The organism is Pandoraea sp. PE-S2R-1 (genome assembly GCF_002179865.1).
Classification (GTDB): domain Bacteria; phylum Pseudomonadota; class Gammaproteobacteria; order Burkholderiales; family Burkholderiaceae; genus Pandoraea.
Genome location: NZ_NGUR01000016.1, coordinates 1 through 22,129, shown reverse-complemented (window position 1 = coordinate 22,129; position 22,129 = coordinate 1). Strand labels below are relative to the sequence as shown.

Sequence of the window (22,129 nt, the reverse complement as noted above, 5' to 3'; positions counted from 1 at the left end):
GCCGGGTAGCTCACCTCATACGCCCAACAATTCGTGCAGCACCGGCATCTTCGTTTCCAGCTCGGGCGCGCCAAAGCGCTCCACGATCTTGCCGTGCTCCATCACATAGAAGCGATCGGCAAGCGGTGCTGCAAAACGGAAATTCTGTTCGACCATCACGATCGTGTAACCCCGCGATTTGAGCGTGGTAATCATGCGGGCGAGTGTCTGCACGATGACCGGTGCGAGACCTTCCGAGATCTCGTCGAGCAGCAGCAGATTCGCGCCCGTGCGCAGAATGCGCGCGACGGCCAGCATCTGTTGTTCGCCGCCCGAGAGTCGCGTGCCCTGACTATGGCGACGCTCCTTCAGGTTGGGGAACATGTCGTAGATCTCTTCGATCGACATGCCCTTGCCGCCGTCTTCGCGCCGATTGCCGCGCATGCCGATATATGGCGGCAGCATCAGGTTCTCTTCGCACGACAGGCTCGCGAAGATGCCACGTTCCTCGGGGCAGTAGCCCACGCCGTGATGCGCGACCTTATAGGTCGGCAGATGAATCGTTTCTTCGCCGGCCACACGAATCGAGCCCTGACGCTGCCCGGTCAGGCCCATGATCGCGCGCAGCGTGGTGGTGCGGCCCGCACCGTTGCGACCGAGCAGCGTGACGACTTCGCCACGGCCCACGGTCAGATCCACGCCGTGCAGGATGTGCGATTCGCCGTACCAGGCTTGCAGTCCTTCGACTTCGAGTGCGGGCACATTGCCGCCGCCGTTACCGTACATAGCCGTCCTCACCCGTGGGCTCCCTGCAATTCGCTGTCCGCGGTGCCCATATAGGCTTCCATCACTTGCGGATTCTTCGAGACTTCGTGATACGGCCCTTCGGCGAGCACCTCACCGCGTTGCAGCACGGTGATGGTGTCGGAGATGCCGGCCACCACGTTCATGTTGTGTTCGACCATCAGAATCGTGCGGCCGACCGACACCTTCTTGATGAGTGCCGTCACGCGATCCACGTCTTCGTGACCCATGCCTTGCGTGGGTTCATCGAGCAACATTAGTTCGGGTTCCATAGCAAGTGTGGTGGCGATTTCCAACGCACGCTTGCGGCCGTAGGGCAACTCGACGGTGAGAGTGTGAGCGAATTCGGTGAGTCCGACTTCGGCGAGCAACTCCATGGCACGTGCATCGAGCTGATGCAGCGAATCGCTGCTGCGCCAGAAGTGAAATGCCGTGCCGAGGTTGCGTTGCAGGCCGATGCGCACGTTCTCCAGCACCGACAAGTGCGGGAACACGGCAGAGATCTGGAACGAGCGAATGATGCCGCGCCGCGCGATCTGTGCGGGCGCTTCACGCGTGATGTCTTCGCCGTTGAACGTGATGGTGCCGGCGCTCGGCACGAGGAATTTGGTGAGCAGGTTGAAGCAGGTCGTCTTGCCTGCGCCATTCGGCCCGATGAGTGCGTGAATGGTGCCGCGCGCAACGCGCAGGTCGACCCCGTTCACGGCGGTGAAGCCACGAAACTCTTTGGTGAGTCCGCGGGTTTCGAGAATGTAATCGTTGTTCGCCATGTCTCCTGCCACATTCCTGGTTGGCGGTGTGAGGCGATTGGTTGGCCCCGGCACCATCGTCTGTGACAACCGCGAGGCACTCAGGTGACGCTGTCATTTGCGTTGCCCGACGAATCTCTCGCGTCCCTCGCGTCGCGCCGAATTCTTGGTTCGGTCGCACATAGGGAAACGTTATTGTGGGCGGATTGCTGCAACGCGATCATTGGGATTTGCACTAGGCTTCGCACCGCCTGAAACACGCATGTCTGCACGTGTTGCAGACCACTCGGTAACAATGCGCACGCACCTCTCCCGGCCTTGTGGCATAAGGCTTTTGCGGCACACGCAAATGCAGGTGCGATAGCTAAAGTCGATGAGCGCGCAGCAGGGTGCTCGACCAACATTAGGTATTACTACGTAAGTTTTGGCGGCGAGTCTGGAAATCCGGAATCCGTATCGCTGCCAAATTATCGGTATTACCCGCCGACTTTTCGAAATCCGCTCACTCCCCCGCCAAACTGAGCCGAGATTCGGAATAACGCCAATCAACCGCCAGCGTCCACGTGACAGCATCGAAGTTCCTCAACAACGAACTTGGGCGATAAGAAATGAATCCTGAACATATCTATGAATTCGATCTCAACGGATACGTCGTCATTCCTCGAGCGATAGCAGCCCCCCACCTGCAACGTCTTCAGACGTTTTGGACAGAACATCTGACTTCGCGCCTATTGCACGACGTCGATTTCGATTGGGGAGAGGAGTGGCGCGCCCTGATTGATCTTGACGCTGTCTATTCATTTCTAGCTTCGGTATATCGATCGAAATTCCGACTTGACCATATGTTCTGTGCGGACGAGCGATTCGTCAGCAGTGGTGGCAACCTTCATCACGAGGCGGACATGTTTGATGAAGGTATCTATTACTGGGTACGGAATCAACGGATTCACAGTGGGCTAATGGCGGTTCAGTACGCTGTCTCTGACGTTACAGCGACCGAGAATCACTTCTGCTGCATTCCCGGTTCACATCGTGCCAATTTCCCAGTGCCAGATCGTTTCAGGGACGCCTCGAACAACACGTTGCTACGACACGTATTTCTCAACGCCGGGGACGCGCTGGTTTTCTCGGAGGCGCTTGTTCACGGCACCTATCAGGTCACGAACTCCCGCACTCGGCGATCAGTGTTCGCCCGGTACATGAATAACCATTCCTACTTTCGAAAACCCTTGGCACATCACGCGATTGTGTCGCTACCGCCCACGCCGAATCACGCCGAATGCGACGCACCGATTTTCACCTCGAACGCGATGACTCCCCGTCAGCGACAACTGGCGACCGAACCAGCGTACGCAAGAGGCCACGGCCCCGTGAGAGGGTGAGCCGACATGAATCCGATTAGCGTCAAAGTCATAGTGCAAGGTCCCAAGGGCGTCCTATTTCTCAGAAATCCGAGAAATGAACTGGAGTTGCCTGGAGGACGTCCCGACTACGGCGAAGCTTTGGAGGTCGCATTGATACGTGAGATGGAAGAGGAATGCGGTCTGCACATGTCTGACCCGAAATATGCCGGAAGCAAGTCGTGCGAGGTCATTCCGGGCAAACACGTCCTACTTGTCTTTTTCTATTGTCAATACAACGGCCAACCCGTCGTCCTCAGTAATGAACACACGGCTTACCAATGGGTCGACATAAATGCAGACCGACCAGAAACTCTTCCAGATTTCTATTGGAGCTTCTGCAAAAGTGTGGATTGCATCGCATCGGAAACCGCAAGTTCCACCTCGTATCCGTTGCTCACAGGAGAGTTGGATCGCCGACGGCTTCAAATAACGTCGGAGATCTACGACCCGGTCACGATCGAATTTCTACGCAAGTACGTTCCCTCGACCGGGCGCATTCTAGACGTGGGGTGTGGCCACGGGCAGATCGCGCAATGGATAGCAAAAACCAGCCCCCTATCAACGGTCCTCGGACTTGACGTCAGTGCCAACCAGATCGCCTTGGCGACATCCGCCGCCACCGGATCTGGACTCCAGAATCTTACTTTTCAGGTCGGCGATGTAAGGCGGCTCGAAAATACGCTCCCCCCGAACGCGTACTTTGATCTCATCACATGCAGATTCACACTGTTGCACACCGACAAGCGTGCCGAAATCATTCAATCACTGGTTGCCTTTCTGTGCCCAGGCGGAACGTTAGCTATAGAGGAACCGTCGTTGACCAGCCTATTCTGCGTGCCGCACCTACAAGTGTTCGAAGACGCCAACGCCGCGATCGTGGCGCTCGGAAAGAAGAACGGCATTGATTACGATTGCATCGAAGATATATGGTCTATTGCTTCCGGACTCGATGTCGATATTCGAGAGGCATCCTTTAGCCAGCCGACCATCTGGGCAAAAGAGCACAAAGCACTTGTCTACTTGTCCTTCGAGCAATTCAAGACTGAACTCGTAAAGCAAGACCTTTTGGATGCCGGGCGAGCAGAAGTCATTTCTCGATCACTTCGCCATGAATACATGGATGACCGTGTCATCTCTTGTGGACTGCGCACCTTGCACCTCGCGCTTTCCGCCACCGGAAAATCACGATAATGAGAGCAAATGTTGAATGGGTATCGCAAGGTATTTACGAGTCCATCCCAACCGAAGATGTTGTGGGATGTTTAACGCGAAAAAACTCGCTGTTGGCTTGGGCGATTGATGGTGCATCCACGCTCACCGAATCCCCCTTCACGACGTACGAAGACGTATCCGATGCTGGATGGCTCGCGCGAGCACTTGCCGATCTGCTCAAAGCAAAATTCCGCGAAAGGCCATTTGACATGATGGAACTTCATCGCGGCCTCCAAATCCTGCGCGAGCAATATCTCATCGACGCGCGCGAAACGCCGTCACTAAGTGCGTGGCCCGTGGCAGCCGCGATTATCTTGGAGATCAATCAAACCAGTCCACGACAGCTACAACTACATAGCTATTCCTACGCAGATTGCTTTGCACTGGTGTCGCAAAAAAAAGCTTACCGAGACATGAACGTCGCGTGGCCACTTCCGCAGTTGCCTCTCGACTACGACCCTTGGAAGCCGTTTTCCGGCTTTCAAGGTCAAACGCTCGAACAGCTACTACAACGTCGTTGCCGGCAACAAGCCAACGAATGCGGTACGGCGCTAACGCTGAATCCCGACAGCGCGCGCAACGCCGTCGAAGAACACAGGACAATTCACACTCCGGCACACATCGTACTCGGTAGCGACGGATTGTCCCGGATCTGGGACACCTATCAAATCATGACAAGCGAAGAAGCGCTCGACGTCGTCACGGAACGGGGCTTGCCGTCACTGATGCGAGTGCTGCGAACTTTCGAAGCGACCACATCAACCCGTCCAAATGGAATCAAGCAGCGAGATGATGCCTGCGGAATTCACATTTCGTTTGCTTAGACAGTAATGGTTCGTCCGGAAGGTATGTCTGGACGAACCATTATGAAAGTTTGTGAGCCTCCTCACCGCCCTGCTTTGCGCGCCGCGCGAATCATGTCGCTCGCACGCTCGGCAATCATGATCGTCGGCGAATTGGTGTTACCTGAGGTGATCACCGGCATGACGGAGGCATCCACCACGCGCAGGTTCTGCACGCCGCGCACGCGAAGTTCGGCATCGACCACCGCGTTGCGATCGTCGGCGCGTCCCATGCGGCAGGTGCCTACCGGATGGAAGATCGTCGTGCCGATATCCCCCGCGGCGCGCTTCAGATCCTCATCGCTCTGATACGACGGCCCCGGCAGATACTCGCGCGGCTCGTAGCGCGCAAATGCCGGCGCGCCCACGATGCGACGTGTGAGCTTGATGGCATCGGCGGCCACCGCAAGGTCGGCTTCCGTCGACAAGTAGTGTGGTGCGATCGCCGGTGCCACGCGCGCGTCGGGCGACGTCAAATGCACATTGCCGCGCGATGTCGGGCGCAGGTTGCACACCGACGCCGTGAACGCGTTGAACTTGTGCAGCGGCTCGCCGAACTTGTCGAGCGAGAGCGGCTGCACGTGATATTCGAGATCTGGCCTCGCCACGTCTTCGCGGCTCTTCGCAAACGCGCCCAGTTGCGACGGCGCCATGCTCATCGGCCCGCGCTGCGCGAACGCATACTGCATGCCGATCTTGAGCTTGCCCCACAGACTGTTCGCGGTGAGATTCAACGTCGTGACGCCGCGCAGCTTGTACACCGTGCGCAGTTGCAAATGGTCCTGCAAGTTCTCGCCGACACCGGGCAGATCGGACACCACGTCGATACCGAAACCACGCAGACGCTCGCCATCGCCAATGCCCGAGACCTCCAGCAGATGCGGCGAATTCACCGCGCCTGCCGCGAGAATGACTTCCGCACGCGCGAGCGCCGTGTAGTCGTCATTGCCGCCGCGATACGCTACGCCCGTGCAACGCGTGCCCTCGAACAACAACTTGCTCACGCTCGCGCCCGTAATCACCGTCAGATTCGGTCGCTCGCTGGCCGGTCGCAGAAACCCCTTCGCGGCACTCCAGCGCACACCGCGCCGCTGATTCACTTCGAAGTAGCCGATACCGAAGTTGTCGCCGCGATTGAAATCGTCCGTTTTGGGAATGCCCATTTGCTCGGCGGCATCGGCGAAGGAATCGAGCACGCGCCACGACAGGCGCTGCTTCTCGACGCGCCATTCACCGCCGCTGCCGTGGAATTCCGAACCGCCTTTGTAGTGATCTTCGCTGCGCTTGAACAGCGGCAACACGTTGTCCCAGCGCCAGCCATCGTCGCCGGTCGCGTCGGCCCACACGTCGTAATCCTCGCGCTGACCGCGCATGTAGATCATGCCGTTGATCGACGAACTGCCGCCCAGCACGCGGCCGCGCGGATACGCGAGCGAGCGGCCGTTCAGGCCCGCTTCGGCTTGCGTGCGATAGAGCCAGTCGGTGCGCGGATTGCCGATGCAATACAGATAGCCGACGGGAATGTGAATCCAGTGATAGTCGTCCTTGCCGCCCGCTTCGAGCAGCAGCACGTTGACGTCACGGTCCTGCGTCAGACGATTGGCCAACACGCAGCCGGCCGATCCTGCCCCTACGATCACGTAATCGAAGGTCTCTTCCTTTGCTGCCTGCTTGCTCATTCCCGCCTGTCTCCGTCGATGGCGCAGCGTTCGCCAGATAGCGACGCCGGCTCTGGTGCGGCGCCCGAGTGTGGTGGACTGCCGCCACCACCACCGGGTTCATTTTTATCGTGTCGTGTGACGCAGTCTATCCCGTCGCGCTACTTCGCCACCGGCATGGTGAATTCCGCGCCCTTCGCGATGCTGTCCGGCCAACGCTGCATCACACTCTTGAAGCGCGTATAGAAGCGAACGCCTTCTTCACCGTAAGCGTGATGGTCGCCAAACAACGAGCGCTTCCAGCCGCCGAACGATTGCCACGCCATCGGCACCGGAATCGGCACGTTGATACCGACCATGCCGATCTTCACCTGACGCGAGAACGCACGCGCCACGCCGCCATCGCTCGTGAAGCACGACACGCCATTGCCGTACTCGTGCGCATTGACGAGTTCGATGGCCGCGGCGAGATCCGGCACACGCACCACCGCAAGCACCGGCCCGAAAATCTCTTCGCGATAAATCGTCATGTCGGACGTCACGTGATCGAACAGCGTGCCACCGATGAAGAAGCCCTTCTCGTGCCCCGGCACCTGCAAGCCGCGACCATCGACGAGCAACTCGGCGCCCGCTTTCACGCCCTCGGCGATATAACCCTCGATCTTCGCCTTGTGCGCACCGGTGACGACAGGGCCCATCTCCGAAGCGTCGTCGGAACCCGGCCCAATGCGCAACGCCTTCACGCGCGGCACCAGCGCCTCGACGAGGCGATCGGCCACCTGCCCCACCGCAACCGCGACCGAAATCGCCATGCAACGCTCGCCGGCCGAGCCGTAAGCGGCACCGATCAACGCATCGACCGCCTGATCGAGATCGGCATCGGGCATCACCACGAGGTGGTTCTTCGCGCCGCCGAGCGCCTGCACGCGCTTGCCGCGTCGCGTGCCTTCCGTGTAGATGTATTCGGCAATCGGCGTGGAGCCCACGAACGACAGCGCTTCCACGTCGGGGTGCGCGAGCAGCGCATCGACAGCGACCTTGTCGCCCTGCACCACGTTGAACACGCCATCGGGCAAGCCCGCTTCGCGCAGCAGTTCCGCCATCAGCAGACTCGCCGACGGGTCACGCTCGGACGGCTTGAGCACGAACGTATTGCCGCACGCGATCGCCACCGGGAACATCCACATCGGCACCATCGCGGGGAAGTTGAACGGGGTGATGCCAGCGCACACACCGACCGGCTGACGCAAATGCCAGTTGTCGATGCCGCCGCCGATGTTGTCGCTGTGCTTGCCCATCAACAATTGCGGTGCGCCGCACGCGTATTCGACGATCTCGATGCCGCGCGTGACTTCGCCTCGGGCGTCGGAAAACACCTTGCCGTGCTCGCGCGAGATGATCCGGGCGAGGTCGTCCTGATGCGCGTCGAGTAGCGCCTTGAACTTGAACAGCACGCGGGCGCGCTTGAGCGGCGCCGTTTCCGACCACGCAGGCAAGGCCGCCTTTGCTGCGGCGACCGCGGCATCGACATCCGCCTCGCTCGCCAGCGCCGCACGGGCCGTCACGGTGCCTTCTGCGGGGTTGTACACATCGGCAAAGCGCTCGCTGCGGCCGGCCACCTGTTGGCCGCCAATGAAGTGCTGCACGGTTGCAATATCAGCGCTACTCATGTTGGTTTTCCCTGAATCCGGTCTCTGCGTGGAATGGCAAACTGGCCTGAATTGACGTTGTGCCGCACCGCAACACAACGCCATCCGCCAAAGTGATTGCCTAGCGTACTGCCGGATGGCGGTGCGATCCAATGAGAAATTATGAAAAGCAATATAAGATGCCCTTATATTGCGGGGCGTGAAGCGGCGGATTTCTGCGCTTCGCCGCCCCGTTGCCACAGGCTCTGACCACCGCCGCATGGAACTCGCTCATCTTCGCGCCTTCGTTGCCATCGCCCATGAGGGCAACCTCACACGTGCCGCGCAGCGCCTGCACCTCACGCAGCCGGCGGTCAGCCTGCAAGTCAAAGCCCTTCAGGAAACCCTGCGCCTCACACTCTTCACGCGCACCGCTCAAGGGCTGGCGCTCACGCGTGACGGGCAGGCGTTGCTCCCGCTCGCCGAGCGCATGCTGGCCGCGCTGGCCGATCTGCAACAAGCTGCTGGCGCGTTGCGCGAGACGGTGCGCGGCCGGTTGCGCATCGGCACGATCCTCGATCCGGAATTCACGCGGCTGGGCGCCTTTCTCAAGCGTCTGGTCGAGTCGTATCCACAGATTGAAACAGCGCTGCGCCACGGCATGTCCGGCTCGGTGCTGCAACAGATCGCACGCGGTGAGCTGGATGTCGGCTTCTATCTGGGCCGCCCCGAAGGCGATCGCTTTCATACGATTACCCTCACGCCGTTCTCCTATCAGGTGCTCGCCCCGGCGGGCTGGCGCGAGCGCGTGGCCCGGCGCGGCTGGCGCGAGCTGGCCGCCCTGCCGTGGATCTGGACGCCGCCCGAATCCGCCCACAACCGCCTGCTTTCGGCGCTATTCGGCGCACTCGACGTCTCGCCGGTGAAAGTGGCGGAGGTCGATCAGGAGCCGTCGATGCTCGATCTGGTGAAATCCGGCATCGGCCTGTCGCTCATGCGCGACTCGATCGCGCTGCGCGAAGCCCGTGCCCACGGGCTGGTCATTGCCGACGGCGTGGCCGTGCCCACCGAACTCACATTCGTCACACTGGCCGCGCGCCGGGACGAACCCGCCATTGCCGCTGCGCTGCAACTGGTCGCGGCGGTCTGGGCGTGACAGAATACCGGCGGCGCAGAAGATGGCTGTAAAGCGGCTGTAAAGCGGCTGAAAGGTGGCTGAAAGGCGGCTGAAATAGCAGCCGAATCACCACCAGACGTGGCATCAGAGCCCGCAAAAGCCGCCACCCGAACACGCGAGGCCCCCGCAATTCATTCTCATGACACGGTTTTCCCCCGGGATGCCTGTCATGTCGAATCGTCATTGAAGTTCTACAATTCAGAGTCCGCCCCTACCCATTTCAGCGGGGCAGGCGCTTGTCTCTCTACAAGGATGTTGATCATGTCTGTGAGAATGGAACGCGATACTTTCGGCGAAATTGCAGTGCCTGCCGATCGTCTTTGGGGTGCGCAAACGCAGCGTTCGCTGCAAAACTTCAAGATTTCCTCGGAAAAGATGCCGCGCGAACTCGTGCGCGCACTGGCCCGCGTCAAGCGCGCCGCCGCCGAAGTCAACAAGGGTCTGGGCGTGCTCGACGCCAAGAAGGCCGATGCCATCATCAAGGCCGCCGACGAAGTCGTCGCCGGTCAGCATGACGACGAATTCCCGCTGGCCGTGTGGCAGACCGGCTCGGGCACGCAGTCGAACATGAACATGAATGAAGTGCTCGCCAACCGTGCCAGCGAACTGCTCGGCGGCGTGCGCGGCGAAGAGCGTCTCGTGCACCCCAACGACGACGTGAACAAGGGCCAGTCGTCGAACGACGTGTTCCCGACGGCCATGAGCGTGGCCGCCCTCGACGCGCTGATCAACCACCTCAAGCCGAGCGTCGGCCAACTGCGCGACACGCTCGCTGCGAAGGCCCATGCGTATGACAGCATCGTCAAGATCGGCCGCACCCACCTGCAAGACGCCACGCCGCTCACACTCGGTCAGGAAATCTCGGGCTGGGTCGCGCAGATCGATCACGGCCTGAAGCACGTCGACGACGCCCTGCCCCACGTGGCAGAGCTCGCACTCGGCGGCACCGCCGTGGGCACCGGCCTGAACGCCCACCCGGAATTCGCGCAGAAAGTGGCCGAAGCGCTCGCGCGCGACACCGGCCTGCCGTTCATCACCGCCCCGAACAAGTTCGAAGCGCTCGCCGCCAACGACGCCATCGTCAATGCACACGGCACGTTGAAGACGCTCGCTGCCAGCCTGATGAAGATTGCCAACGACGTGCGCTGGCTCGCCAGCGGCCCGCGCTGCGGCATCGGCGAATTGCAGATTCCGGAAAACGAGCCGGGCAGCTCGATCATGCCGGGCAAGGTCAACCCGACCCAATGCGAAGCGATGACCATGCTTTGCTGTCAGGTGCTGGGCAACGACGTGGCGATCAACATCGGCGGCTCGATGGGCAACTTCGAGCTGAACGTGTTCAAGCCGATGCTCATCCACAACTTCCTGCAAAGCGTGCGCGTACTGGCCGACGGCTCGGTGAGCTTCAACGATAACTGCGCCATCGGCATCGAGCCGAACCGCGCGCGCATCGGCAACCTGCTCGAAGAGTCGCTCATGCTGGTGACGGCACTCAACCCGCACATCGGCTACGACAAGGCGGCCGCCATCGCCAAGAAGGCGCACAAGGAAGGCACCACGCTCAAGGCGGCGGCACTGGCCTCGGGCCATGTCACGTCCGAGCAGTTCGACGCCTGGGTGCGCCCGGAGCAAATGGTCGGCAAGCGCTAAGCATCGCGCTGCCCCCTAACGCTCACAGGAGACCCCGCCGCGCATGCCCATCTCGCCGTTGCCGCCACTGCACTGTCTCGTCGCGTTCGACGCTGCCGTGCGGCACGCGAGCTTCACCCGCGCGGCGGCGGAGCTCAATCTCACGCAAAGCGCGGTCAGCCGTCAGATCGCGCAGCTTGAAGAATTTCTCGGCCGCACCCTCTTTACGCGCGAACATCGCACGCTGCGCCTCACCGTTGCCGGCCAGCGCTACGCCGAACAGATTCAACGCCTGCTCAACGAATGTGCCGAGGCCACCGCCGACCTGATGAAGCGTCGCGGCGACCTCGAACTGACGGTCGCGTGTTCGTCCGGCGTCGCCGTGTTGTGGATGACGCCGCAACTCATGCGCTTTCGCGCGGCCCACCCCGACGTCAAGATTCGCGTGATCGTCAAAGACGGCCTCACGTCGCTCTCTGCGTCGGAATTCGATCTCGGTGTCTATTACGTGCGAAACGATCTGCCGCCCGACTTTGCGGGCCGGCGGCTCTTCGACGAAGAAGTCTTTCCCGTCTGCTCCCCCGCCTATCTCGACGGCCGCACGCTCAAACCCGCCGATCTCGTCAACGAGACGCTGCTCTTCATCGAAGACGGTCAGCGCAAGTGGATGTCGTGGCAAGACTGGTTCGAGCTGCAAGGCGTGAGCGCGCCCAAGTCGCCGCGCATGGTCAGCGCCAATTACTACCCGCTGCTCGTGCAGATGGCCATCGAAGGCGGCGGTCTGGTGATGGGCTGGCGTCACATGATCGACCCCTGCCTTGAGGCGGGTCTGCTCGTCCCGGCGTGCGACGCACGTGCGAGTCTGGGCGGCGGCTACTATCTCGTGTGGCCTGCCGAGCGCCATGAGCATGCTGCAGCCCGAATTTTCCGCAATTGGATCTACTCACAAACCCGTTTGCCGTCATAGGGTTAGAGGGCATCTGACAAAGTTGCTATGCGCTGCACGCATGGCAACATGCGGAATTATCGTTTTTCCTGTCATTTTGTCTGACCTATGTTGTGGTTCATCCGCGCATGTTCGTGCCGCAGGGCGAACGTGATCCGACAAAAAAGCAGGCGTATTACCGGCATGACGTGACTTCTCGCACGCAACGGACGCCACCCATCCTCCGGGAGACCCAGATGCAGGCGACGTACGCAGTGCCTCAAGCCAACCTGGACCGCCAACGCCGTCACGCCATTGTGGCGACGGTGATCGGCAATGGTCTGGAATGGTTCGACTTCACCGTCTATAGCTTCTTCGCGGCGATTATCGCCAAGCAATTCTTCCCCACCGGCGACGACCTCTCGTCGTTCCTGCTGGCCGTGGCCACGTTCGGCGTGGGCTTCTTCATGCGCCCGGTCGGAGGCATCGTGCTCGGTGTGTATTCCGATCGCGTCGGCCGCAAGGCAGCGCTGTCGCTCACCATCCTGTTGATGGCTGCCGGCACGGCCATGATCGGTCTCGCACCGACCTACGACCAGATCGGCCTGGCCGCCCCCGTGATCATCGTGCTCGCGCGTTTGCTGCAAGGCTTCTCGGCCGGTGGCGAAATGGGCGGCGCCACGGCGTTCCTCACCGAATATGCGCCGGCCAATCAGCGCGCCTATTACTCCGCATGGATTCAGTCGAGCATCGGTTTTGCCGTGCTGCTCGGCGCGGCCGTGGGCACGTTCGTGACGACGGAACTGGACAAGGCTTCGCTCGAATCGTGGGGCTGGCGTGTGCCGTTCATCGTGGGCATGCTGATCGGCCCGGTCGGCTTCTACATCCGTAGCAAGGTCGACGAGACGCCGACGTTCCAGCACGCCGAGAAGTCGAATACGCCGCTGCGCGACGTGTTCTCGAAGTACCCGCGCGAAACGCTCGCGAGCTTCTCGATGGTCGTGCTGTGGACGATCTGCACCTACGTGCTGCTGTTCTACATGCCGACGTATGCCCAACGCGTGCTGAAGTTGCCGGCCGCCAATGGCTTCACCGCAGGCATGGTGGGCGGTGCCATGATTCTGGTGTTCGCACCGGTCGTGGGACGTCTGGCAGACCGCTACGGCCGCCGTCCGTTCCTGTCGGGTTCCGCACTGCTGATTCTGTTGCTCGCGTGGCCGATGTTCACGTATCTGAACGTGGCACCGGGTCTGCAATCGCTGCTGACGTTCCAGATCGTGTTCGGCCTGCTGATCGCCTGCTACACGGGCCCGATTCTCGCGGCATTCTCGGAGCTGTTCCCGCCGCAGGTGCTGTCGACCGGCCTGTCGGTGGCGTACAACTTCGCGGTCACGATCTTCGGCGGCTTCGCTGCGCTGATCATCACGTGGCTGATTGCCCGCACGGGCAGCAACATGGCCCCGGCGATCTACGTGATCATCGCGGCGGCCATCAGCTTCGTGGGCACCCGCTTCGTCAAGCCGCTGCCGTACAAAACCAAGGCCTGACCGTTTCATAGAAAAGGCGCGCCCTCACCGGCGCGCCTTTTTGTCATTTCGCTGAATTTCGCTGCAATTCGCTGCACCTCTGCACCAACACTCCAACAACGTCCAAGGAACTCCCCCATGTCCGTTACCCTGCTTCGCGGCGGCAATGTGCTCGACGCTGCCGCCGGCCGCTTGCTCGCGCGCCACGACGTCGCCATCGAGGGCAACCGCATCACCGCCGTCTCCGCGACGCCGCTCGACATCGATGGCGCGACCGTCATCGACGTGACCGGCAAGACCGTCATGCCCGGCCTGATCGACTGCCACGTGCACGTACTCGCCTCGCATCCGAACCTCGGCACCAATGCCAGCCAGCCCAACGTGCTGACCGTGCTCAAGTCGCTGCCGATCATGCAGGGCATGCTCAACCGCGGCTTCACCACCGTGCGCGACGCCGGCGGTGCCGACTGGGCGCTGCAACAGGCCATCGAACAAGGCGTGATTCCGGGCCCGCGTATCTTCCCGTCGGGCAAGGCACTTTCGCAGACCGGCGGTCACGGCGATTTCCGTCCGCGCAGCGACGTGCTGGAGCCGTGTTCGTGCGCGTTCCGTGCAGGCGCCATCGGCCGCGTGGTCGACGGTGTCGACCCGATCCGTCTGGCCGTGCGTGAAGAGATCCAAAAGGGCGCCACGCAGATCAAGCTGATGGCGTCGGGCGGTGTCGCTTCGCCGGTCGATCCGATTGCGAACACGCAGTATTCGGAAGACGAGATCCGCGCAGCGGTGGCAGAAGCCGAAGCCGCGCAAACGTATGTGATGGCCCACGCGTACACGCCGAAGGCGATCGCACGCGCCGTACGCTGCGGCGTGCGCACCATCGAGCACGGCAACCTGTGCGATGCCGAGACGGCCAAGCTCATGGCGGAGAAAGGCGCGTATGTGGTGCCGACGCTCGTGACGTATGACGCACTCGCCAAGGATGGTGAATCGCTGGGCCTGCCGCCGGAATCGGTGGCGAAGGTCGAGAGCGTGCAACGTGCGGGCCGCGAGTCGCTGTCGATCTATCGCGACGCGGGCGTGAAGATGGGTTTCGGTTCCGACCTGCTGGGCGACATGCACAAGTACCAGTCGGATGAACTGACGATTCGCGCCGACGTGCTGGGTGCCGCCGAGACGCTGCGCTCGGCAACGGTCATCGGCGCAGAGATTCTGAACCGCGCGGGCGAGCTGGGCGTGATCGCACCGGGCGCACTCGCCGACGTGCTCGTCGTCGACGGCAATCCGCTGGAAACCATCGGCGTGCTGACCGGCCAAGGCGAAGGCATCCAGTGGGTGTTCAAGGACGGCAAGGTCGCAAAGCAGCCGAAGTAATCGCCGTAGCAGCCTCGCTTGCGAGGGCATGAGAAAACGCCGTGACGTTCTACACGTCACGGCGTTTTTCATTGTGTCGCTACTTCGATGCGCTGCGCTTTATCGCCACAACGTCCATGCGAATGCGGTGATCACCACCACGCAAATCAGGTTGATGAAAAAGCCCGCATGCACCATTCGGCGTTGCGGCACTTGTCCGGTACCGAACACGATGGCGTTAGGTGGCGTAGCCACCGGCAGCATGAAGGCACACGACGCGCCGATGCCGATCACCATCGTGAGCAACGCCTCTGGAAAACCTAAGGATACCGAAATAGTTGCAAAGATCGGCACCAGAATTGCCGCGCTGGCCGTGTTGCTGGTGAGCTCGGTCAGAAACACGATGAACGCCGCAGTGATCAGCAAGACTGCCAGCGTGTGACTCATCGCGAAGACGCTCGACACACCTTCCGCCATCACCACGCTCGCGCCCGAATTGCGCAGCACCACGCTCAACGTCAGACCACCACCGAACAGCAACAGAACGCCCCAATCGGTGTGCTCCTGAATCTGCTTCCAACTGGCCACGCCCGTCATGCCGATCAAGACCGCTGCTGACAACGCAATGAGCGTATCCAGTTGCTTCACGCCACCGAGTAACTGGCTGATCTGCTGACTGAAGATCCAACTGAGTACGGTGCCCGCAAAGATCGTCACGGCGACGACGCGTTGCGCGGTCCAGACCATGGGTTCCGTCGTCGTCTCGATCCGCTGGTCCAGTCGCGGGCGCAGCACGACATACATCGTGACCACCATCAGCGGCAACAACACCGCAACCAGCGGTACTCCAAATTTCGCCCACGTCAGGAAGTCGATACCCAAATGTGTCGCCACCATCGCGTTGGGCACGCTACCGACGATGGTGCCCAAGCCGCCGATGTTGGCGCTGTACGCAATGCCGAGCAGCAGGAACGCCACGGTGTTGCGGTCGTCCCGCGTGTCGAGTTGCGCAAGGATGCCGAGCGCGAGCGGCAACATCATCGACGTGGTGGAGGTGTTGTTCACCCACATCGACATGGCGGCCGTCGCCCCGAACAACATCCACGCCGCGCGGTTCATGCGACCACCGGCCAGATGCAACAGCCGGTTGGCGAGAAAACGGTCGAGTCCCTGCACGCGCAGCGCCGTCGCCAGCGCGAACCCGCCGAAGAACAGAAACACGATGGGATGTGCGAACGACTGCAAGGCCGCCGGTGTCTCCAGAATGCCCAGCAGAACCGCCAGCACAGGCACCATCAACGCCGTCATGGTGAGATGCACGGCCTCCGATAGCCACAACACCGCGACGAAAGCGGCCAATGCGAGGCCGCGGTTGGTTTTGTCTTCGAACGGCAAGACGAGAATCATCGTCACCATCATCAGGGCACTGGCCGCCAGCACCCACATATCGCGTGTGGACACGGCCCAGGTGCGTGCCACCTTTCCAACAATATCGTTCATCTCCTATACCTCGATCCATGTAGTCGTTTTGATTGGCGGCGCCCTGACCGCTTTGGGGGGGTGATCGAGGGCCACACGGCGAGTTCGCCCGGCACTTCACCCCGGGGGAGCAAAGCAGCCGTGACTCGCGCGCGTACGTTAGATGCCAATTTGCCGAAGTAACGCCAAGGAAAAGGCCCAAACACGTTTTGGGCGGGGAATCAGGGGGAGCGCAGAGGGGACCGGCAATGTCCACTTGGCGAAACACGAACGGGGAAACCGAAAGCGCGTCGCATCGAACGGCAGAAAAATTGGCCCGGCTACGTCAGATAGCGTCGGCACGTGACGAAGCATTTCCTGAAACTGCAAACGCCGTCGGAGGAAGCCACTCAACATGTCATCCGAATTTTCATTCACCCCATGGAAACCTTGGAGTTCCGATGTCTATTCCCCGTTTGATGCGTCGCTGCTTGACACCAAAGTGCATCACCCCTCGGTTGCCGCAGGGCGGTCAACCAACGGATTACATCGCGACATCGTCGCAAAGCTTGAGGGAGTAAAAAACGTTGCCTGGCAACTGGGCGAAAATCGTTTCGAGGCAGTCCCGCCAGCGCAAATCGACGTCGCCATCGAGGGCCTCGACAAGGCGATGAAGAAGCTCGATGCGACCGTGTGGGACAAGACCGGCACGCCGGGTCGTCATCAAAATCCGCTGCATTGTTTTCGCCGGTATGCGCGCAAGCAAAACGATCGGCACGATGCGGAAAATCTGTCGAAGTCGGTACGCAATCTCCACGAGAGTCTGCGGCAAATAGACGGCGCATTGAACGCTCTGCTGAAGACGACATCGACGCTGTGTGAAAGCAAGGAAAGCGCGGACAACAGCGTGACACAGGCCACTTTGCTCAGTGAATTACGCACGCACCTCGACGCCGCCCGCAAATGCCTGCCCTCGTCAAAGAATCGGCTCAACACAAAAGCTGCGGTGATCGTGATGCTCGCGGCCACGTCCATCGCCATCACGGTATCTGCGTTCGTGCTGTCTGGCGGGGCAATCGCTGTCGCAGCCGTGGCCTTCGGCATCGCATACACGTTAGCCAGTGCGCTCAACACCATTCTCAATCAACGCTTCTACCAGCGAGATGCCGGCTGGAACGAGTTCTCCAAATCCATCGACAAGCTGCACGATCTGACCATCACACAACTGGAGCAACGCATGAACACCGTAAATTCCTATCGCACGCTCAAAGGCATCGAACATCTCACACAAGAAACGGGAAACTTGCGCAATGACGTCAGGCGTCTCGGACGCGCAACGGACGATATCGATAAACGAACGACAACGATGGGGAATGACATCAGCAACCTTCGTTCCTCAATGGACGCGATGAATGCCACGATGGAGCGCATGCGAAAAGATTTTGAAGCTGCCCGCTCGACGTAAATTTGATGGCATCAACAAAAAAAGGGGCAGCCCTCTCGGACTGCCCCTCTCGACATCTGAAGCGCGTGCTTCACGTAAATATCGCGCTTGTGTCTTGCTCGTAAGACGTTACTTCTTCCAGCCCGGCGTGACGAATACCGAGCGCACGTCGTCCAGCGTTTGCGACACGGTTTCGCGGGCACGTTCGGTGCCGGCACGCAGCATATCCCACACGTAATCCGGATTCTTCGCGAATTCTTCGCGGCGCTCGCGCATCGGACGCAGCATCTCTTGCAGACGCTCTTCCAGACGTGCCTTGACCTTCGAGTCGCCCAGACCGCCACGCACGTAGTGGTCTTTCATGGCTTGCACGCCTTCCTTGTCTTCGTCGAACGCATCGAGATATGCGAACGCGACGTTGCCTTCCAGATGGCCCGGGTCTTCTACGCGCAGGTGCAGCGGATCGGTGTAGCAGTTCTTCACGGCCTTGCGAATCTCGTCCGGCGAGGACGAAATGTTGATCACGTTGCCGAGCGACTTGCTCATCTTCGCCTTGCCGTCGATCCCGGGTAGACGGCCGATCGGCGGCACGAGGGCTTTCGTTTCGACCAGGATTTCGCGATCGGCCAGACGGTTCAGACGCCGCACGATTTCGTTCGTCTGCTCAATCATCGGCAGTTGGTCTTCGCCCACCGGCACCAGCGTCGCACGGAACGCCGTGATGTCGGCGGCCTGGCTCACCGGATAGGTGAGGAAGCCGGCGGGAATATCGCGTTCGAAGTTGCGCAGCCCGATTTCCTGCTTCACGGTCGGGTTGCGCTCGAGGCGCGCCACCGTGACGAGGTTCAGGTAGTAGAAGGTGAGTTCGGTCAGCTCGGGCAGCCACGTCTGCACGCAGATGGTGGTCACATCCGGGTCGATGCCGACGGCCAGATAGTCGAGCGCCACTTCCGAGACGTTGCGATGCACCTTGCCGCGATCATCCGTGTTGTCGGTGAGCGCCTGTGCGTCGGCCACGAGCACGAATTGCTTGTATTCGTGCTGATAAGCGACGCGGTTCTTCAGACTGCCGACGTAGTGACCCAAATGCAGCGGGCCAGTCGGGCGGTCACCCGTGAGAATGACCTTGCGGTCCGCAGGCGACTTCGAAACACTCATTTTTCTCTCCATAATCAACCGCTTATTGAACCGACGACTCAACCGGCTACTTAGCAGATTGGTGGGCCGGCCACACCCGCCGAGCCGCGCCAAAACCCTCCGTCGCATGCCCAGCCGGCATCGAGTCTACCCACTCGCGTAAACCGTAACTCCCGAATGGTAGCGCGTTGGCCGGATGCCGGTATGGAAACGGCGTTGTCTGAAGGTGAATCCGAATCCCGATGGGCTAATGCCATTCCACTCGGATGACGGAAGCCAATCCCTCCTCCACCGTTGGTGGCTCAAAGAGCGAAGCCACACTTTCGATGCTCGCGTCAGGCACTCGCTTATCCGTGGGACGTTGCGCGTTGCGTGCTTTCGCGACGTCGAGGGGCGTGTCGATCCAGACGGCGTGAACTGCGGCGCCGTGCCGGCTGGCGACGTCGACGATCGGCTTGCGATGTCTCGCACCGGGTAATGCAGCATCGAAGCAAACACATGGGGCGTAACTGCGCGCATGATGCGCGATCCAATGCGACTTGCCGGCCCCTTGAAGGCCGCAGACGATGAGCACACACGGCAAGACCGCCTTGCGATGGCTCACTGCGGCCTCAAGCGCTGCGAAACTGCTCGCCCACGCAGCCTGACTTCGCTCCGGTGTCCACACACGCCCTGCGGGTGTCTCCAGAAACGTGTCGGGATCAATGATCTCGATTTCCATCATGGAGGTTTCAATGAGCAGGTTCGAAACGTTTAAGGATCGCATCGGTCCTGTCCTTGCCGAGCTCCCGCGACAGTACCTCGCGCGCCGGGTGCATCTTCTTCAGTTGCGCATCGGTGAGTGGCGGGCTATCCACATCCAACTCAGCGGCGCGGGTGATGGTGGTATTTTCGGCGTCGTTCATGGATGGCTTACGCTTCGTCATATTCACTTACCTCGCGGCAATTGGCCCTGCAAAAGGCTGATAACTCAGGCGACATCATCGCCCATTTCGCGCAAAAACAAAGGGGGCCGAAGCCCCCCTTTTTATCTTGCCTATTGCGTACGTTAGCTTAGCGCGCCGTCACCACCGGAATGCCCTTGAGGGACTTGCCGCTGCTGCGCGCGTGGGCCAGTGCCTCGGTCACGGCATCACCGGTGGCCGGCGTCACGTCGAGACGGCCGGCAATGGTCGCTTCGACACGCTTCGCCATCACCAGATTCGCCAGCTTCACATGGCCGTAGCCGCGAATCTTCGCCGGCACTTCCGCCAACGCTGCGACGTCCGCCAGCGTATCGGCGTTCAGACCGGCCAGCGCCTGACCGATGGTCGCACGGTAGTCGGCGATCAACTGACGCTCCATGCGGCGCTCCAGCGTGTAACCGAACACGTCGAGGGCACCGCCGCGCAGACCGCGCAGCTTCGCCATGCCGCGCAACACGGGCCACAACCACGGGCCGATCGTGACCTTCTTCGGCGCGCCACCGTCCTTGCCGCGCGCGATGAGCGGCGGGGCCATGTGGAACTCCAGACGGAAGTCGCGGCCAGGCTTGCCGTCGAACGTCTCGCCCAGCGCATCGGTGAACGATGTCTCGGCATACAGACGCGCCACTTCATACTCGTCCTTGTACGCCATCAGACGCGAAAGCTGCTGCGCCACGGCGCGCGACACGCGACCCGGCGCACCCGCCACCCGCGTTTCCGCATCGGCAACCTGCTTCACAAAGCTCGCAAACTGCGCCGCATACGCCGCGCTCTGATACTTCGTCAGCAAGTCGACGCGGTGCGCGACGAGCTCGTCGAACGACATGTCCGCCGCCACCGGCGCATGCACCGGCTGATTCACGGCCTTGGCCGTCGTTTGCGTCAGTGCCGTCGGGTCACCGGCCGCGAGGCGGCCGATAGCCAACGCCAACTGGTTCATCGGCACGGCAACGTTGTTCAGTTCGATCGCACGTTGCAGCGCGTCCAGCGACACCGGCACGAGACCCAACTGCCACGCAAAACCGAGCATGATGATGTTCGCGCCCATCGTGTCGCCGAGGAAGCGCTGCGCCAGCGCCTGCGCATCACACGCGTCGAGCTTCTCGTTGCCGGCCGCATGACGCATCTTCGCGAGCAACGCGTCGGCATGCAGGTTGGCATCGGGGTTCTGCACGAACGTCGCGTTCGGAATCGCATGCGTGTTGACGACCACACGCGTGCGGTCGCGGCGCACGGTTTGCAGCGCATCGGCGCTCGCCCCCACGACCATGTCGCAGGCCAGCAGCACGTCGGCCTGCTGCGTGTCGATACGCACTTGGTTGAGTGCCTGCGGCGTGTTCGCAAAACGCACGAACGACAGCACAGCGCCACCCTTCTGCGCGAAGCCCATGAAGTCGAGCACCGAAGCGCTCTTGCCTTCGAGGTGCGCCGCCATCGTGATGAGCGCGCCAATCGTGACCACGCCCGTACCGCCCACACCCGTGACCATGATGTCGAACGGTGCATCGCCAGCAAGCGCAGCCGGCTGCGGCAGCGCGTTCAGACGCCCTTCAAACGCGGCCTGATCGAACGCCGCAGCGAGCGCCTTCTTCAACGCGGCACCCTTGACCGACACGAAGCTCGGGCAGAAGCCGTTCACGCACGAGAAGTCCTTGTTGCATGACGATTGATCGATGCGGCGCTTGCGGCCCATGGCCGTTTCCACCGGCTCGACCGACAGGCAGTTCGATGCCACGCCGCAATCGCCGCAGCCTTCGCAAACCGCTTCGTTGATGAACAGACGGCGATCCGGATTCGGGAATTCGTTTTTCTTCCGGCGACGGCGCTTTTCCGCCGCGCAGGTCTGGTCGTAGATGAGCACGGTCGCGCCCGCAATCTCGCGCAATTCGCGCTGCACGGCGTCGAGTTCGCTGCGGTGATGGAACGTCGTGCCCTTCGGAAACTGACCTTCGTGTCCGACGTACTTCTCCGGCTCGTCGCTCACCACCACCAGCTTGGCAATCCCCTCGGCTTCGACCTGACGCGCGATCTGCGGCACCGAAATCGAACCGTCGACGGGTTGCCCGCCGGTCATCGCGACCGCGTCGTTGTAGAGAATCTTGTAGGTGATATTCGCCTTCGAGGCGACCGCCTGACGAATGGCAAGCAAGCCCGAGTGGAAGTACGTGCCGTCGCCCAGATTCTGGAAAACGTGAGGACGTTTGGTGAAGTTCGAGTGCGCGGCCCAGTCGACACCTTCGCCG

The 22,129-nt window shown here is 61.1% G+C and carries 18 protein-coding genes; 9 read left to right on the top strand and 9 right to left on the bottom strand.

Annotated features, from left to right (window positions below; genetic code table 11):
* Positions 1-15 precede the first annotated feature (15 nt).
* Both CDV44_RS22800 and CDV44_RS22795 read right to left on the bottom strand, forming a co-directional pair.
* On the bottom strand, positions 16-765 hold the full coding sequence (locus CDV44_RS22800; RefSeq protein WP_058376603.1) for an ABC transporter ATP-binding protein: 750 nt from the start codon (positions 763-765) through the stop codon (positions 16-18).
* Between the two features lie 8 nt (positions 766-773).
* Entirely contained in the window at positions 774-1,553 is a 780-nt protein-coding gene (locus CDV44_RS22795; RefSeq protein WP_058376604.1) for an ABC transporter ATP-binding protein, read from the bottom strand.
* A gap of 587 nt (positions 1,554-2,140) precedes the next feature.
* On the opposite strand from CDV44_RS22795, the gene CDV44_RS22790 reads away from it, so the two are divergent.
* The 3 genes from CDV44_RS22790 to CDV44_RS22780 are packed head-to-tail and all read left to right on the top strand — an operon-like array spanning position 2,141 to position 4,971.
* A complete protein-coding gene (locus tag CDV44_RS22790) occupies positions 2,141-2,914 on the top strand; it encodes a phytanoyl-CoA dioxygenase family protein (RefSeq protein ID WP_087690870.1) in 774 nt (257 codons plus the stop codon).
* 6 nt (positions 2,915-2,920) lie between these two features.
* On the top strand, positions 2,921-4,126 hold the full coding sequence (locus tag CDV44_RS22785) for a methyltransferase domain-containing protein (RefSeq protein ID WP_087690869.1): 1,206 nt from the start codon (positions 2,921-2,923) through the stop codon (positions 4,124-4,126).
* Positions 4,126-4,971, top strand: coding sequence for a hypothetical protein (locus CDV44_RS22780; RefSeq protein ID WP_249277675.1), 846 nt, complete (start codon positions 4,126-4,128; stop codon positions 4,969-4,971). The genes CDV44_RS22785 and CDV44_RS22780 overlap by 1 nt, the downstream gene beginning before the upstream one ends.
* Before the next feature lie 62 nt (positions 4,972-5,033).
* Here CDV44_RS22780 and CDV44_RS22775 read toward each other — a convergent pair whose 3' ends face one another.
* Both CDV44_RS22775 and CDV44_RS22770 read right to left on the bottom strand, forming a co-directional pair.
* Positions 5,034-6,668, bottom strand: coding sequence for a GMC family oxidoreductase (locus CDV44_RS22775; protein WP_058376605.1), 1,635 nt, complete (start codon positions 6,666-6,668; stop codon positions 5,034-5,036).
* A gap of 140 nt (positions 6,669-6,808) precedes the next feature.
* Positions 6,809-8,317: a CoA-acylating methylmalonate-semialdehyde dehydrogenase gene (locus CDV44_RS22770; protein WP_087690867.1), complete on the bottom strand. Its 1,509-nt coding sequence runs from the start codon at positions 8,315-8,317 to the stop codon at positions 6,809-6,811.
* A 238-nt stretch (positions 8,318-8,555) separates the two neighbouring features.
* Between CDV44_RS22770 and CDV44_RS22765 the strand changes: the two genes are divergently transcribed.
* The 5 genes from CDV44_RS22765 (at position 8,556) to CDV44_RS22745 (ending at position 14,903) form a co-directional block, all read left to right on the top strand.
* Positions 8,556-9,431, top strand: coding sequence for a LysR family transcriptional regulator (locus CDV44_RS22765; protein ID WP_087690865.1), 876 nt, complete (start codon positions 8,556-8,558; stop codon positions 9,429-9,431).
* A 273-nt stretch (positions 9,432-9,704) separates the two neighbouring features.
* Positions 9,705-11,102 carry a class II fumarate hydratase gene (gene fumC / locus CDV44_RS22760; RefSeq protein ID WP_371328804.1) on the top strand — a complete coding sequence of 466 codons (1,398 nt, stop codon included), beginning with the start codon at positions 9,705-9,707 and terminating at the stop codon, positions 11,100-11,102.
* Positions 11,103-11,145: 43 nt separating this feature from the next.
* Complete coding sequence (locus CDV44_RS22755; protein ID WP_058376609.1) at positions 11,146-12,048, top strand: LysR substrate-binding domain-containing protein; 903 nt, start codon at positions 11,146-11,148, stop codon at positions 12,046-12,048.
* A 215-nt stretch (positions 12,049-12,263) separates the two neighbouring features.
* On the top strand, positions 12,264-13,553 hold the full coding sequence (locus CDV44_RS22750) for an MFS transporter (RefSeq protein WP_087690863.1): 1,290 nt from the start codon (positions 12,264-12,266) through the stop codon (positions 13,551-13,553).
* 117 nt (positions 13,554-13,670) lie between these two features.
* Positions 13,671-14,903: an amidohydrolase family protein gene (locus CDV44_RS22745; protein WP_087690861.1), complete on the top strand. Its 1,233-nt coding sequence runs from the start codon at positions 13,671-13,673 to the stop codon at positions 14,901-14,903.
* 99 nt (positions 14,904-15,002) lie between these two features.
* Here CDV44_RS22745 and CDV44_RS22740 read toward each other — a convergent pair whose 3' ends face one another.
* Positions 15,003-16,382, bottom strand: coding sequence for a DASS family sodium-coupled anion symporter (locus CDV44_RS22740; RefSeq protein ID WP_087690859.1), 1,380 nt, complete (start codon positions 16,380-16,382; stop codon positions 15,003-15,005).
* A gap of 373 nt (positions 16,383-16,755) precedes the next feature.
* Here CDV44_RS22740 and CDV44_RS22735 point away from each other — a divergent pair, with 373 nt between their 5' ends.
* Positions 16,756-17,805 carry a hypothetical protein gene (locus CDV44_RS22735; RefSeq protein WP_087690857.1) on the top strand — a complete coding sequence of 350 codons (1,050 nt, stop codon included), beginning with the start codon at positions 16,756-16,758 and terminating at the stop codon, positions 17,803-17,805.
* Between the two features lie 108 nt (positions 17,806-17,913).
* Here the strand turns inward: CDV44_RS22735 and trpS are convergent, their stop codons facing one another.
* The 4 genes from trpS to CDV44_RS22720 all read right to left on the bottom strand — a co-directional run.
* Positions 17,914-18,942, bottom strand: a complete 1,029-nt coding sequence (trpS, locus tag CDV44_RS22730) for a tryptophan--tRNA ligase (RefSeq protein ID WP_087690855.1) — start codon at positions 18,940-18,942, stop codon at positions 17,914-17,916.
* A gap of 226 nt (positions 18,943-19,168) precedes the next feature.
* Positions 19,169-19,687 (bottom strand): AAA family ATPase, encoded by a 519-nt coding sequence (locus tag CDV44_RS22725; RefSeq protein ID WP_249277674.1) that lies wholly within the window; start codon positions 19,685-19,687, stop codon positions 19,169-19,171.
* Positions 19,653-19,826, bottom strand: coding sequence for a hypothetical protein (locus CDV44_RS28105; protein WP_170936081.1), 174 nt, complete (start codon positions 19,824-19,826; stop codon positions 19,653-19,655). Before CDV44_RS28105 ends, CDV44_RS22725 begins: the two co-directional genes overlap by 35 nt.
* 148 nt (positions 19,827-19,974) lie before the next feature.
* Positions 19,975-22,129 (bottom strand): indolepyruvate ferredoxin oxidoreductase family protein (locus CDV44_RS22720; protein WP_141118792.1); only part of this gene is annotated, 2,155 nt, incomplete at its 5' end.

Bases quoted from the DNA above. Each gene is read 5' to 3' on its own strand.
- CDV44_RS22800 (WP_058376603.1), bottom strand. From the start codon at position 765: ATGTACGGTAACGGCGGCGGCAATGTGCCCGCACTCGAAGTCGAAGGA.
- CDV44_RS22795 (WP_058376604.1), bottom strand. From the start codon at position 1,553: ATGGCGAACAACGATTACATTCTCGAAACCCGCGGACTCACCAAAGAG.
- CDV44_RS22790 (WP_087690870.1), top strand. From the start codon at position 2,141: ATGAATCCTGAACATATCTATGAATTCGATCTCAACGGATACGTCGTC.
- CDV44_RS22785 (WP_087690869.1), top strand. From the start codon at position 2,921: ATGAATCCGATTAGCGTCAAAGTCATAGTGCAAGGTCCCAAGGGCGTC.
- CDV44_RS22780 (WP_249277675.1), top strand. From the start codon at position 4,126: ATGAGAGCAAATGTTGAATGGGTATCGCAAGGTATTTACGAGTCCATC.
- CDV44_RS22775 (WP_058376605.1), bottom strand. From the start codon at position 6,668: ATGAGCAAGCAGGCAGCAAAGGAAGAGACCTTCGATTACGTGATCGTA.
- CDV44_RS22770 (WP_087690867.1), bottom strand. From the start codon at position 8,317: ATGAGTAGCGCTGATATTGCAACCGTGCAGCACTTCATTGGCGGCCAA.
- CDV44_RS22765 (WP_087690865.1), top strand. From the start codon at position 8,556: ATGGAACTCGCTCATCTTCGCGCCTTCGTTGCCATCGCCCATGAGGGC.
- fumC (WP_371328804.1), top strand. From the start codon at position 9,705: ATGTTGATCATGTCTGTGAGAATGGAACGCGATACTTTCGGCGAAATT.
- CDV44_RS22755 (WP_058376609.1), top strand. From the start codon at position 11,146: ATGCCCATCTCGCCGTTGCCGCCACTGCACTGTCTCGTCGCGTTCGAC.
- CDV44_RS22750 (WP_087690863.1), top strand. From the start codon at position 12,264: ATGCAGGCGACGTACGCAGTGCCTCAAGCCAACCTGGACCGCCAACGC.
- CDV44_RS22745 (WP_087690861.1), top strand. From the start codon at position 13,671: ATGTCCGTTACCCTGCTTCGCGGCGGCAATGTGCTCGACGCTGCCGCC.
- CDV44_RS22740 (WP_087690859.1), bottom strand. From the start codon at position 16,382: ATGAACGATATTGTTGGAAAGGTGGCACGCACCTGGGCCGTGTCCACA.
- CDV44_RS22735 (WP_087690857.1), top strand. From the start codon at position 16,756: ATGTCATCCGAATTTTCATTCACCCCATGGAAACCTTGGAGTTCCGAT.
- trpS (WP_087690855.1), bottom strand. From the start codon at position 18,942: ATGAGTGTTTCGAAGTCGCCTGCGGACCGCAAGGTCATTCTCACGGGT.
- CDV44_RS22725 (WP_249277674.1), bottom strand. From the start codon at position 19,687: ATGCGATCCTTAAACGTTTCGAACCTGCTCATTGAAACCTCCATGATG.
- CDV44_RS28105 (WP_170936081.1), bottom strand. From the start codon at position 19,826: ATGAACGACGCCGAAAATACCACCATCACCCGCGCCGCTGAGTTGGAT.